This is a genomic window from Methylocystis bryophila, assembly GCF_027925445.1.
GTDB lineage: Bacteria > Pseudomonadota > Alphaproteobacteria > Rhizobiales > Beijerinckiaceae > Methylocystis > Methylocystis bryophila.
Map to the genome: position 1 here is coordinate 1,846,146 of NZ_AP027149.1, position 12,400 is coordinate 1,858,545.

The 12,400-nt window shown below is 64.6% G+C and carries 13 protein-coding genes; 5 read left to right on the plus strand and 8 right to left on the minus strand.

Annotated features, from left to right (window positions below; translation table 11 throughout):
• Positions 1 to 43 precede the first annotated feature (43 nt).
• The 3 genes from QMG80_RS08705 to QMG80_RS08715 all read right to left on the minus strand — a co-directional run bounded on the left by QMG80_RS08705 (position 44) and on the right by QMG80_RS08715 (position 2,824).
• Positions 44 to 433 carry a 2Fe-2S iron-sulfur cluster-binding protein gene (locus tag QMG80_RS08705; protein WP_085772463.1) on the minus strand — a complete coding sequence of 130 codons (390 nt, stop codon included), beginning with the start codon at positions 431 to 433 and terminating at the stop codon, positions 44 to 46.
• Between the two features lie 105 nt (positions 434 to 538).
• A complete protein-coding gene (locus QMG80_RS08710; protein ID WP_085772464.1) occupies positions 539 to 1,120 on the minus strand; it encodes an ABC-type transport auxiliary lipoprotein family protein in 582 nt (193 codons plus the stop codon).
• Positions 1,121 to 1,441: 321 nt separating this feature from the next.
• Positions 1,442 to 2,824 carry a class II 3-deoxy-7-phosphoheptulonate synthase gene (locus tag QMG80_RS08715; RefSeq protein ID WP_199769086.1) on the minus strand — a complete coding sequence of 461 codons (1,383 nt, stop codon included), beginning with the start codon at positions 2,822 to 2,824 and terminating at the stop codon, positions 1,442 to 1,444.
• Positions 2,825 to 3,127: 303 nt separating this feature from the next.
• Between QMG80_RS08715 and infC the strand changes: the two genes are divergently transcribed.
• Both infC and QMG80_RS08725 read left to right on the plus strand, forming a co-directional pair.
• On the plus strand, positions 3,128 to 3,655 hold the full coding sequence (infC, locus tag QMG80_RS08720; protein ID WP_085772466.1) for a translation initiation factor IF-3: 528 nt from the start codon (positions 3,128 to 3,130) through the stop codon (positions 3,653 to 3,655).
• Between the two features lie 34 nt (positions 3,656 to 3,689).
• Positions 3,690 to 4,604: a hypothetical protein gene (locus tag QMG80_RS08725; RefSeq protein ID WP_085772467.1), complete on the plus strand. Its 915-nt coding sequence runs from the start codon at positions 3,690 to 3,692 to the stop codon at positions 4,602 to 4,604.
• Positions 4,605 to 4,610: 6 nt separating this feature from the next.
• On the opposite strand, the gene QMG80_RS08730 is transcribed toward QMG80_RS08725, so the two are convergent.
• The 4 genes from QMG80_RS08730 to QMG80_RS08745 all read right to left on the minus strand — a co-directional run bounded on the left by QMG80_RS08730 (position 4,611) and on the right by QMG80_RS08745 (position 8,675).
• A complete protein-coding gene (locus tag QMG80_RS08730) occupies positions 4,611 to 5,477 on the minus strand; it encodes an ABC transporter permease (RefSeq protein WP_085772468.1) in 867 nt (288 codons plus the stop codon).
• Positions 5,478 to 5,543: 66 nt separating this feature from the next.
• Positions 5,544 to 6,308, minus strand: coding sequence for an ABC transporter ATP-binding protein (locus QMG80_RS08735; RefSeq protein ID WP_085772469.1), 765 nt, complete (start codon positions 6,306 to 6,308; stop codon positions 5,544 to 5,546).
• A gap of 100 nt (positions 6,309 to 6,408) precedes the next feature.
• Positions 6,409 to 7,500, minus strand: coding sequence for a YVTN family beta-propeller repeat protein (locus tag QMG80_RS08740; protein ID WP_245299950.1), 1,092 nt, complete (start codon positions 7,498 to 7,500; stop codon positions 6,409 to 6,411).
• Positions 7,497 to 8,675: an ABC transporter substrate-binding protein gene (locus tag QMG80_RS08745; RefSeq protein WP_085773769.1), complete on the minus strand. Its 1,179-nt coding sequence runs from the start codon at positions 8,673 to 8,675 to the stop codon at positions 7,497 to 7,499. Before QMG80_RS08745 ends, QMG80_RS08740 begins: the two co-directional genes overlap by 4 nt.
• 157 nt (positions 8,676 to 8,832) lie before the next feature.
• Here QMG80_RS08745 and QMG80_RS08750 point away from each other — a divergent pair, with 157 nt between their 5' ends.
• From QMG80_RS08750 to QMG80_RS08760, 3 genes are all read left to right on the plus strand, one after another.
• Entirely contained in the window at positions 8,833 to 9,543 is a 711-nt protein-coding gene (locus QMG80_RS08750; protein WP_158658814.1) for a YceB family lipoprotein, read from the plus strand.
• 139 nt (positions 9,544 to 9,682) lie between these two features.
• The gene (gene lanM / locus QMG80_RS08755) at positions 9,683 to 10,096 is read left to right on the plus strand and encodes a lanmodulin LanM (RefSeq protein WP_085772471.1); all 414 of its coding nucleotides are present in this window, start codon (positions 9,683 to 9,685) and stop codon (positions 10,094 to 10,096) included.
• Positions 10,097 to 10,343: 247 nt separating this feature from the next.
• Positions 10,344 to 11,582 (plus strand): glycosyltransferase, encoded by a 1,239-nt coding sequence (locus QMG80_RS08760; RefSeq protein ID WP_085772472.1) that lies wholly within the window; start codon positions 10,344 to 10,346, stop codon positions 11,580 to 11,582.
• Positions 11,583 to 11,653: 71 nt separating this feature from the next.
• Here QMG80_RS08760 and QMG80_RS08765 read toward each other — a convergent pair whose 3' ends face one another.
• Positions 11,654 to 12,250 carry a CHRD domain-containing protein gene (locus QMG80_RS08765; RefSeq protein WP_158658815.1) on the minus strand — a complete coding sequence of 199 codons (597 nt, stop codon included), beginning with the start codon at positions 12,248 to 12,250 and terminating at the stop codon, positions 11,654 to 11,656.
• Between the last annotated feature and the right edge of the window lie 150 nt (positions 12,251 to 12,400).

Here is a 12,400-nt window from a genome sequence, read left to right on the forward strand (position 1 = left end):
TTTTGATTTAGCGCGGTTCCTTATCGCTCGAGCGGGAAACGCGCTAGCCTTGCTGCGCGGGCGTGCGCAGGATGAGGCCCTCGAGCTCCGGCTTCACGACGATCTGACAGCAAAGGCGTGAGTTCTGCTCGACGGCGAAGGCGAAATCCAGCATGTCCTCTTCCATCTGCGAGCGCGCGCCGGTCTTCTCGAGCCATGCGGCGTCGACATAGACATGGCAGGTCGCGCAGGCGCAGGCGCCGCCGCATTCCGCGGCGATCTCGGGGATGTCGTTGCGGCGAGCGGTCTCCATCACAGTCGAGCCGACCTCGCCTTCCACCGTTCGCGCTTGTCCCTTGGAATCGACGAAGGTAATCTTGACCTTCGAGGGCGCGCCGCCGCCGGGCTCGGCGCCGTAACGAAGGAGTTGATCGTCGAGTGCCGTCTTGACCATTTGCTTGAGCTTTCTCCCGAACGCCAGATAGCGCCACCGTAACGACGCTTCTCAACTTTAGCGGTCCAGTAGCAGAGCCCCGGCGCCCACGCCAGTCCTTTCGCGTCACCTTCCTCGGCGGAGCCAGGCGGCGAGCCGGTCCGCCGCCGCGTCCAACGCGGCTTCATAGGCGCGCGCGGCCTCCGGTCCGAGCGTATGCGGCGCAGGCGCCTCGCCGAGAATGACTTTCTCGCTCACTTGCCCGCCGTCTTTTTTCGTGAGGCGAGCGACGATCTCGACGAGCGCCGTTTCACTGCCCGAGTCGATCTCGAAGCGGCGCAGCTCCATCGACAAGCGGTAAGCCGCGTTGTCGCCCTGGCGAACGGCGTTGACGCCGAGCGCCATGAGGCGGTCGATCAACCGCCCCTGCACAAGTCTCGGCACAGTGTCCGACCATTGCGCGTCGGCAAGGTAGGCGAGCTCGCCGCCCTCGCCGCGGATGAGGAAGCGGTTCGTGTCGATGATGGCCGGCGCGCTGGGCTCCTGGATCGCGATCGCCTCGCCATGGACCCGCCCGCGCGTAAAACTGTCCGGCGAGAAGTCGAAGGTTTCGCGTGGACTGGAGCAGGCCAAGAGCGTCAGCGCGGCGCAGATCGCCGTCGCGACGCCGAGCAGGCCTCCCTTCCGTTTCGACCGAATCGGATACATGCGTCCTCGCGCGCCATCCGGGATCCGGTTTCGCCCGCAGAGCCTGAGCTTAGCGTATTTTTGCGACAGGAACAAAAGGCCGACGTCTCCGGCGATGAGCCATTAAGCGGAAGATTCCTGGGCCAGACAATGCTTCTCCTCTGGTCATGCAAGGGTTTCGTCCGCAAGGCGCGCCCCGGCATTTCGAGGATCTTGCTTAAGAAAGAGGTAACTTCGGGGCTAGGCCGACATAGCGTCTTTCCCGCTCGAACGGGATCGTTCGAGCGTCGCGGCCCTCCGCGCCGCCGCGCCCGCGCCCGCGATTGCCGGGCCGCTCCGCGCTCACTCCGCTGCGGCCTGATCCTTGGCGTTGCGAGCGAGCCTCTCCGTCTTCAAGAGTTCGGCCACTAGGAAAGCCACCTCAATCGCCTGTTCAGCGTTCAGGCGCGGATCACAATAGGTGTGATAGCGGTCGCGGAGATCGGATTCCGAAATCGCGCGCGCGCCGCCTGTGCATTCCGTCACATTCTTGCCCGTCATCTCGAGATGGATGCCGCCGGCGTATGTGCCTTCCGCCTGATGCACGGCGAAAAAGCCCCGGATCTCGGCCATGATGCGGTCGAACGGCCGGGTCTTGTAGCCGCCGGCGCTGATCGTGTTGCCGTGCATCGGATCGCAGGACCAGACGACTTCTCTGCCCTCGCGGGCTACGGCGCGGATCAACGGGGGAAGCTTCTCTTCGACCTTATCGGCGCCGAAGCGGCAGATGAGCGTGAGGCGTCCCGGCGCATTCTCCGGGTTGAGCAGATCGATGAGCTGGAGGAGGCCATCGGGGCTGAGACTTGGCCCGCATTTGAGGCCGAGCGGGTTCTTCACGCCGCGCAGATAGTCGATATGCGCGCCGCCCGCTTGGCGCGTGCGGTCGCCGCACCAAAGCATGTGGCCCGACGTCGCGTAATGGTCGCCGGTCGTCGAGTCGACCCGCGTCAGCGCCTCCTCATAGCCGAGCAGCAACGCCTCGTGGGAGGTGTAGAACTCGGCCTGGCGCATCTCCGGATGATGCTGGGGGTCGAGTCCGATCGCACGCATGAAGCTGAGCGATTCGCCGATATGGTCGGCGAGCTTCTGATAGCGCTCGGACTGCGGGCTGTTCCGCACGAAGCCGAGCATCCAGCGATGGGCGTTCTCGAGATTGGCGAAGCCGCCCATGGAGAAGGCGCGCAGCAGATTGAGCGTCGCAGCCGACTGGCGATAGGCGAGGAGTTGCCGCTCGGGATCGGGAATGCGCGCGGATTCCGTGAACTCGATGTCGTTGATGATGTCGCCGCGATAGCTCGGCAATTCGGCGCCGCCCTGCTTTTCGACCGGCGAGGAGCGGGGCTTGGCGAATTGTCCGGCGATGCGCCCGACCTTCACGACCGGCGAGGCGGCGGCATAGGTCAGCACCACCGCCATCTGCAGGAACACGCGGAAGAAATCGCGGATGTTGTCGGCGGAGTGCTCGGAAAAGGCCTCGGCGCAGTCGCCGCCTTGCAACAGGAAAGCCTTTCCAGCCGCGACCTCCGCCAGCGAGCGGGTCAAATTGCGCGCTTCGCCCGCAAAGACCAGAGGCGGGAAGCTCGCGATCTGCCGCTCCACCGCGGCCAGCGCGGCAGCGTCCGGGAAAATCGGCGTTTGCTCGATGGGCTTCTGTCTCCAGCCGCTGGGGCTCCAACGTTCCAAGATGGTGTATCTCCGCTACTTTCGCCCGATGGCGCTATTTTTTGGGGCGCTTATATAGCAGACGCCGTCGGTTGGCGACAGTATTGCGACGGCCCCGCGGCGGTTCTAGAACCGTTGCGCGGGGACCACGCCCGAGGATTTTCTTCGGACGCGGGGAGCTTGCGGTTGACACCGGCCGCATTCGTGAGAATCTGTTCCCGCGCATCCCGCTATCCTTGTAGAAGGGGCGGGGAGCGGCCCGTATCGAAACCTCGGCCAATTCGGGCTTGGCCTTGCGTCAGAAGGAGAAACTCCATTCGCCGGCCAATGAAGAGCGTTGCGGTCCCTCAAAAGGAAGGCCCCAAAGTTAACAAAGAGATTCGCGCCAGAGAAGTGCGCCTCATCGATTCCGAAGGCAAGAACCACGGCGTCGTGCCTTTCCTGCAGGCGCTGGAGCTTGCCGACGCCGCAGCGCTGGACTTGGTCGAGATCGACCCCAATTCCGAGCCGCCCGTTTGCAAGATCCTCAATTACGGACGCTTCCGCTTTACCGAGCAAAAGCGCGCCGCCGAGGCGCGCAAGAAGCAAAAGATCGTCGAGGTCAAGGAGATCAAGCTGCGCCCCGGCATCGACGATCACGACTATGAGACAAAGATGAAGGCGGCGCGCCGCTTCTTCGAGGAAGGCGACAAGGTCAAGGTCACTCTGCGCTTTCGGGGCCGCGAGATCGCTCACCAGGACATCGGCTATCGTCTAATGACGCGCGTCAAGGCCGAGACCGCGACGATCGCCAAGGTCGAGCTCGAGCCTTCCATGGAAGGCCGTCAGATGATCATGGTCCTCTCGCCGCGCTGAAGTTTCGGCGCGCGCTTTCGATCGGAACGCGCCCATGCCCATCTTGGAGCTTCAGTCCATCCGGCTCGTGCGAAGCGCCGCCGCGCTCGCCCTGGTCGGGCTCGTTGGAATTGCGGCGGCCCGCGCTCAGCTCGCGCTGCCCGGCGCTGCCGCGCCTTCCGACACGGGAGCGGTCGCGCCGGAGGCGCAGTCGGAAGAGACTGCGATCCGCAAGCGCCGCGCCGCTGCGAGCGAAGGCGAGGCGGGGCCGGCGGTCGCCCCAAAGCCTCCGAGCGAGGATTCGATCGCCGAAAAGCCTCTGTTTCTCGATGGGAGCCGCGGCCGAATGGAGTTCCAGCGGTCCGCGGGCGAGACGCGTCTCGTCAAGCTGACGCTTGCCGGGGATCGGCTGTCCCGCTCGGGCGAGAGCTGCAGCGTCGAAGCGCCGGCAGCTCAATTGAAGCTCGCCCCGCGCGAAGGCGATGCGGGCGTTCGCCGTTATCAGCTTGACTATGCGGACTGCCCCTTCAGCGTCGACGTGCTCGACGGCGCCGTGCTCGTATCGACTGAAAAAGGCGCCTGCACGATCACCGCATCCGATTGCCGGGTCGATCCCAATGGCCTCTGGGGCATGGGCGCCGCCGAGTTCGACCCCAAGAACGCCAAGGACATGTTGAACCTTCGCGCTCGGGTCGAGAAGACGATCCACGCCGACTTCCGCGCGCTCTACGACAAGAACAAGAAGGATCGGCCGCTGCGGGCGTATCTCGTGCGCGAGCAGGCGGGCTTTTCCGCCCGGCGCGGGGAGATCTGCCGCAATTATGCGCAGGAGGCGGATTTCGGCTATTGCGCGCTGCGCATCACCGAGGCTCGCGCGTTGAGGCTCGGGACCCAGCTCGCGAAGGGCGTGAAGCTGCCGCAGGGCGTCGCCCTGCAGGAGCCCGCGAAAGAGAAGCGCATTGGCAGATAGGCCGTCTCATCCGCCCTTGCGCTGAAGCATGCCCTTTGCGGGATCATAGGCGCGGATCGCCGCGATGAGAAAGAGCGCCGTATAGCCTGCGACCACCGCAAGCGAGTCCCAGGCGATCTGCTGGTGGAAGGCGAAGCGGATCAACTCCACCGCATGGGTGAAGGGGTTGACCGCGCAGACGTAATAGAGAAGCAGCCCCGATTCCTTGACGCGCCAGAGCGGATAAAGTGCGGAGGAGGCGAAGAACATCGGGAAGATCACGAAATTCATCACGCCGGCGAAATTCTCGAGCTGCTTGATCGCGGAAGAGAGCAGCATGCCGAGCGCGCCGAGCATGAGCCCGGAGAGCGCCAGCGCTGGCAGCACGGTGAGATAGCCCCATTTCGACGGCGGCTCGATCTCCCAGAAATAAGCGATCAGCAGATAGGCCGCGACCTGCAGGATCGACACGGCGACGCCGGCGAAGAGCTTCGCGCCGAGCAAAAAGGCGCGCGGGAAGGGCGAAACGAGGAGCGTGCGCATGTTCCCCATCTCGCGGTCATAGACCATCGAGAGCGACGACTGCATGCCGTTGAAGAGTTGAATCATCGCCATCAGTCCGGGCGTGATGTAGACCTCATAGAGCACATAGGTGTCGTAGGGCGGGATGATCGAGACGCCGAGCACGGAGCGAAAGCCCGCGGCGAAGATGAAGAGCCAGACGAGCGGCCGCACCAGCGCCGAGATGAAGCGCTCACGCTGGTGCAGAAAGCGCAGACCTTCGCGCCACACCACGCCGCCGAGGCAGACGGCGTATTGAGCGAGCGAGAACCCGCTCTCCCTCTCCCCGCGAGCGGGGAGAGGGCTGGGGTGAGGGGCCGGGGGGGACGTCAACGATACCGCCTTTCGCTCTGCGTGCGGGCGCTCAACCTTTCGCGGAATGAGCCCAAGCCCTTCACACTAACCCTCTCCCCGCTCGCGGGGAGAGGGAACCACGCCCATCGTCAGCTTCTCGAACGCCCCGCCGATGCTGTCCGTTTCCTGCGCTGCGACGATCTCGGCGGCGGAACCATCCGTGAGCACGCGGCCCTCGTGCAGCATGATCACCTGATCGCTGGGCGCGATCTCGTCGATGAGATGCGTCGTCCAGAGCACGGCAAGATTTTCTTGCGCCACCAGGCCGCGCACATGCTTGAGAATGTCGGCGCGCGCCTTGATGTCGAGACCGACGGTGGGCTCGTCCAGGAGCAGGAGGCTCGGTCTGTGCAGCAGCGCGCGGGCGATCTCGACGCGGCGCATCTGCCCACCCGAAAGATCGCGCGCCTTCTCGCGCGCGCGTTCGCTAAGCCCTGCGCGCTCAAGCGCCGCCCCGGCGAGACGCTTGCCTTCGCCCGGACCAATCCCATGCAGCGCGGCGTGATAGAGCAGGTTCTGCGTGAGGCTCAATTCGAGATCGAGGGTGCGCGCCTGGAACACGACGCCGAGCCGGCGCAGCGCCTCGCCCGGCGTTTTCGCAACGTCATAGCCCATGATCTCGACGGCGCCGGCTCTCGCCCCATAGAGCCCGGTCGCGAGCGAGAACAGCGTGCTTTTCCCGGCGCCGTTCAGGCCTAGCAGCACGGCGAAGGCGCCGCGCTCAACGCGCAGAGAGACATCGTCGAGCGCTTTGCGCGCGCCATAGGCGTGCGAGAGGCTTTTGACGTTAAGGGCTGGCGTCTCGCTCACGCCGACTGCCCCTCATTGCGAGCGAAGCGAGGCAATCCAGGGGCTACGCCGCGACTCTGGAGTGCTTCGTCGCTAACGCTCCTCGCAATGACGGCCGTAATCACTGCGGCGCCACCACGACGCCCCAGGGGAAGGCCCCCACCGGTATTGACTTCACGACCTTCAAGCTCGCCGTGTCGATGACAGAGACGTCATTGGAGACGCCATTTGCGGTCAGGAGATATTTTTCGTCGGGCGTGAAGGCGAGATGCCAGACGCGCTGGCCCACCAATAAATATTTTTCGATTTTTTTCGTCTCGGCGTCGATGACCGCGACGCGATTGGCGGGGCCGAGCGCGACGAAGGCGCGCTTGCCGTCCTTGGTGATGGAAATGCCTATGGGCTGAATCGCCTCCTTCGATAGGCCTGGAATTTCGAAGGAAATCTTCTGCTTCAGCACGTGCTTTTCGGGGTCGATCACCGCGACCGTGCCGCCGACCTCGGAGGAGACCCACAGCTCGGAGCCGTCCGGCTTGAACTCGGCAAAGCGCGGGCGCGCGTCGACGAGAATATTGGCGACGATCTCCTTGGAGCGCGTGTCGATTAAATGCGCCATATTCGTCGTTTCCGACGTGTTGACGAGCGTCTTTCCATCGGGGCTCACCGCCATGCCTTCGGGCTCGACGCCGACCGGCACATCGCCGATCTGACGCTTCGTCGCCACGTCGATCATCGTGACGAGATTGTCGTTTTCGTTGGAGACATAGATCGTCTTGCCGTCCGGCGAGAGCACCATCAACTCCGGATCCGGGCCGGAAGGGAGACGGCCGGTGATCTGCTGCGTTTTCGTGTTGAGCACCTGGATCGCGTCGTCGTCGCCGGCGCAGATGAAGAGTTCTGAGCCGTCCTTGGTGAGCTCCAAGCCGCGAGGACGGCGGCCCACCTTGATCGTCCTCACGGCCTCGAGTTTTTCCGTGTCGATGATCGTGACGCTATTGCCCTTCTCGTTGCTGACATAGGCGATAAAGGCCTGAGCGGGAGAGATTGCGCAAAAGGCGAAGAACGCTGCGAGCGGGACAAGCCCCCTCCCCAGCCCTCCCCCGCTTCTCGGGGGAGGGGACGGCCGGCGGAAGCGGGACTCTTCATGAAGCGCGGGGCCTACTCCCTCTCCCGTGAAACGGGGGAGGGCTGGGGAGGGGGCATCCTTCATCATTGCAGCCTGCATTTCGTTTCGGGCTTGTCGAGGCCCAGCGTGTCGAGCTCGCTCGTCTGGTGCAGAAAGCCTTCCTGCGGGGAGACGGAGACGACGATGCGCCCGTCCGAAAGCAGGATCGGCTGACGCAATTGCTGGTTCCAGGGGCGCAACGTCAGTCGCACGCCCTTGAAGGCCGCGATCGAAAAGTCGGGCGAGACGAGATAAGCGTGAAGCTTCTCAGTCTCGCTGGACGCCGTCCGCGTCGCCGCCTCGCCGATCATCCGCATGGCGAGCCAGGCGTTGTTGTCGCGCGCGTTCATCGTCCGGTGAAAGCTTTGCGTGAAGCGATTCTGCAATTGCTGCGCGCCCCACTGCTCATGCGCGCCGTCCCAGCTTGTCGGCACGAGCCCAGCCGATCCAGCAACCGGGCGTGGATCGAAGGTGCGATAGGGCAGATAACCAGCGAAGACGTCCGATTCATCGGCGGCGATGAGCACGTCATAGCTTGGCGCGCCCTGCGTTAGCACCGGCATCTGGCGCTGCGTCTGCACCGAGCCCGAATCGCTGCGCCGCCCGCCGCCCGTGTCTTCGAAGAGGCGCTCCTCGACGATCTTGGCGCCGAATTTCTTGGCGCTGGCGCGGTAAGCCGCGGCGAGGCGTTCGTCCTCGGGATGCGATCCCTTGATCAGGAGCCAGCGCGACCATTTCTTCCAGACGAGATATTGCGTGAGCCCGTCGGCAAGCATCGCGCGCGAAGGGGCGACGTGAATGACGTCGGCGCGGCAATCCTGCTCGCGCAGCGATTCGTCGGGCGCCGAGACGTTGAAGAGAAGCGCGCCCAGAACCTTGGCGCGCTCCGCGGCGGCGAGGAGGCGCGGCGCGGAAAGATCAGCGATAATGAGCCGCGCGCCCTCTCCCGCGAGTCGCTCGACCGCCGCCCCGGCGTCCTCGCGGTCATCGATCTTCGCATCGATCGTCTCGAAGCGCTGGCCGGTGAATTTACCGGTCGTATTGTCGTCGGCCGCGCCCATGAGAGCGCCCGCGAGCGTGTCGTCGGCCGCGGGAAGATCCAGGATCGACAAGGTCTCGCGCGAATGCGGCTCGCGCAGCACGCCGACCTTGATCGTCAGCGGCTCGGCCTGCGCGGGCGCGGCGAGGAAGAAGGCAAGACAAAGGGCTACGAGCCGGCGCATGGCGTCCTTTTCAACTTGCCGGAGGCGGGGGCGGATCGCATTCATGCCGCCTTCGTCGTAAACGATCAATGAGATTGTTGGGATCGAGGCTTCGCCTCGATGAAACGGGCTGGCGCCCTGGGCGACGCCGGCCGCGTCGCAGAGAGGGATCGAGCCCGTGCCGTCGACACTCCTCAAAATGCTTGCCGCCTTTGCCGCCATGGCGGCGGGAGCGGCTGGTCTCATGACCTTGCGCGCGCCGCAGGAAATCACCTTCACGCAAGCGGAGCTGCAAAAGCGAATCGACCCGCTGCTCGACAAGGACCTGCCGCTCAAGGGACCGGCGGCGGAGATCGTCTCGTCGCTGCAGGCGCGCATGGTCAATGTGACCATCGCCGAGGGGCGCGTCGACATCGCCGCGCTCCTCCAGGGGAAGCTCGTCATCGGGCCGACCTTTTCCCTCTTAGCCAGCCTGCGCGGAAAGCCGCTCTATGAGGACGGCGCCTTCTACTTCGAGCCGGAAGACGTTCGGCTCGAGAAATTTTCGCTGGGCGAGGAGGGGAAGCTCGCGGGGGCCTTGGCGGGCCTTGCGCGGCTTGCCGGGCCGGGCGCGGCGGAACTCCTCGACAAGAAGCGGCGAGAGCTGGAGGGCGCCGCGAAAGGGCTCGCCGAAAACGCGATCAAAGCCGAGCTGGCGAGACGGCCCTTCTATCGGCTCAAAGACGACGCCAAAGCGGAACTGCTTCGCGCGACGCTCGACACCCTTGCGGTCGAAGGTGACAAGCTCGTGATTCGCTTCACGCTTTGGCGCGCGACGCCATGGGCGGCGCTCGGCGGCGCGGCGCTGCTCGGGGGCCTCGTCGGCGTCATTTTGGCCTCGCGAAGGTGATGCGCTCGATTCTGCGCTCTTGCTGAAAGCTTTTTGCGCGCTCGTCATATCTCCGCGCCTGATGGGCGCTACCTGTACCAGCGGCCCGCGGCGCCCCTGCTATCAGCCTGCGCCGCTCGCCGAACGAGGGAGGGATAGAATGGCGCAGGGAAGAAGGCTCGCGATCGGTCTGGTCGCCGGAGGGTTGCTGCTCGGCGGGACGCTCGTCGCCTCGCTGCCGGCGCAAGCGCAACAGGCTGAGATCAAGGCGCTGGACGCCGACAACGATGGGACGCTGGACCTCGACGAGGTGACCAAGGGGGCGCAGGCCGGTTTCGACCGCATGAACAAGGATCGGGATGACACGCTCGATCGTGATGAGCTCGGCTCGCGCGTGGCTGCCCAAGAGTTTTCTGACGCGGACCCCGACAAGGACAAGACCCTGTCGAAGGAGGAATACGTCGCGCTCGCAACGAAACTCTTTAAGCAGGCGGACATCGATGGCGACGGCACGCTCGACGCGAAAGAGCTGAACTCCGAGGCCGGACGTGAGCTTTCGCCCCTGATCCACTGAAAGCCGAGCGTCTGGGCGCAGGGAGCCCGCGACAGGCGGAAGGCGAGCCGCGTCGTGAGGCGGGCAGCGAAGGCGTGGGCTTTTCAAGCACACGTTCGTTCCAGCATAATGGACCTGGTCATCCTTGGTGTTGCCCGGCGCGAGCTGAAAGCCCACGCCGTTAACACTTCATGTCGAGGAATGGCCGTCGCGCCGCACAGCCTGGGCTGACGGCCATCTCAGCCTTGGCGCTCGGAGCTGTTCCCGCTTGTCCCCGGTTTCACCCAAGACTCTTCCGCTCCAAGGACGCGCGGTCGCGCTCGTGCATCCCTCTTGGCACAGTTGCGGGACCTATCGCGTCGTGCTCGGCCAGGTCGCGGCTTATCGGGCGCTTGGCGCGCGCGTGTGTCCGGTCGCGGTGTCAAGCGATCCTGGCTTCAGCCCAGGGCGCGACTGGATCTGGCGCGGCTTCCGAAGCGCGACGCCGGAGCTTGACGACGGCGAGCGATATGATGCCGGCGCGCCCTTTCGCGCCGTGCTCGACCCGCTTTTTCTCAAAAACGTGCTTTGGCCTTACATTCACGGGGATCAAGCGGTGATCCGCACCGGCATGGCGGAGCGCGCGGCGCTCGCTCCGGAGTTGCGGGAGATCCGATTCGATCTCGTTCACTGCAATCATTTCTTCCTGATGCCTGTCGCCGAGCGTCTGGCGCGGGGCGCCAAAGTCCTGCTCGACAGCCATGATCTGCAGGCGCGCCAATTTGCCCTGATGAACGAGCGCATGCCTTGGCTCAGACCCCATGTGAGCTATGACACGATGCTCGCCGAGGAGCTTGCGCAAATGCGCCGGGCGGATCTCCTTATCCATCTCAACGCAGAGGAGGATAAGGACTTTCGGTCGCTGCTGCCGCAGAAGGCGCATGCGCTGCTCTATCCCGCCGTGCCAGCGGCGCCGACGGGACCCGGCGGCGAGGATATCGTGATCGTTTCGAGCAATAATTCGGCCAATGTCGAGAGCACGATCTGGTTTCTGCGCGAGGTCGCGCCGCAATTGGCGGATCTGCCGATCAAGATCGCCGGCAGCGTGGACGCCGGCGTTAAGGCATGCGAGCCCGAGCTTTTCGCCCGCTATAAGTCCTGGTTCCTCGGCCGCGTCGACGATCCTGGCGCGATCTATGCGGCTGCGAAGCTCGTGTTGCTGCCGACAATCGGCGGTCATGGCCTCTCGATCAAAACGGTGGAGGCCCTGGCGAGCGGCCTGCCGCTCGTCGCCACCGCGCACGCGTTGCGCGGCATGAGTGAGGAAGCGCTTCGACTGGAGGGCGTTTCGATCGCGGAGGCGCCACAGGCGTTCGCCGCGGCGGCGAGGCGCGCCGCCGGACAGCGGGCGCTCACGCCGCAGGAGCGTCGGGAAAGTCCGGCGCGCGCTTTTTACGACGCGCATTTTTCCGCCCAAGCTTACGAAGAGAGTCTCCTCGCGCTGATTGAACCGCTGCTGCCGGCTTAAGACCTTTCCCCGGATCCAACGAAAACCCCGGCGCTGGAGCCGGGGTTCAGCTCGCGCGGCCTTCTGCCTGATCAGCCGGTCGCTTCGACTTCGCGTTTACTCAGCCGCCAGCCGAGCAGGGCGCCCGCAAAGATCAGACCCGCCAGACCGGCGCCGGGCGCCGGGCCGGGGGCGATGGCAGCGAGTTGGCCCCGAATTTCACCGCCAGGAAAATTCACGTCATGAATATTCACGTAAGCGAGACCGTCTTCGAGACCGGTGACGAGAGCGGCTTCCGCCGAACTCGGGGCGCCGCCGTTGGTGGTCAGGAAGGCCGTCTCATAGGTGGCGGCCGCGGTAAGGTCGAATGTGTTGGTGTAAACGCCGGAGGTCGTGGCCGGGAAGGCGGTAAACGGGATCGCAACGCCGGCGTTTGACCCCGCGGGCGCGCAACAATGGATGTGGGCGCCGGAGGCGGGGGCGCTGAGACCGGTGAAGCTTATATCCACAGCGAGGGTTTGCGCGCTCGTATTCAAAAAGACGAATGCGCTTCCAGTCGCCGCCGAGGCGTTTGGCGGGACTTGGCTCGATCCGTTGAGCGTTGTCGAAAATTCCAGGATCGCCGCCTGCGCGGAAGACGACGCCAGCAGCAGCGCCGCCGCAAAGAGAAAAGAGCGGGATGAGCGCATGAGGCGATCCTCCTTCTGAAAATACGCTGCATGCAGCAGCAAAAAGAAACTTATGCGCTTTGTAGCCGCGCCTGACTGGATGACGCAATTAGGGCAATTGCCTATGCCGGCGACTTCGCCGGATAAGCTTGCGACGGATTCACTTGACGG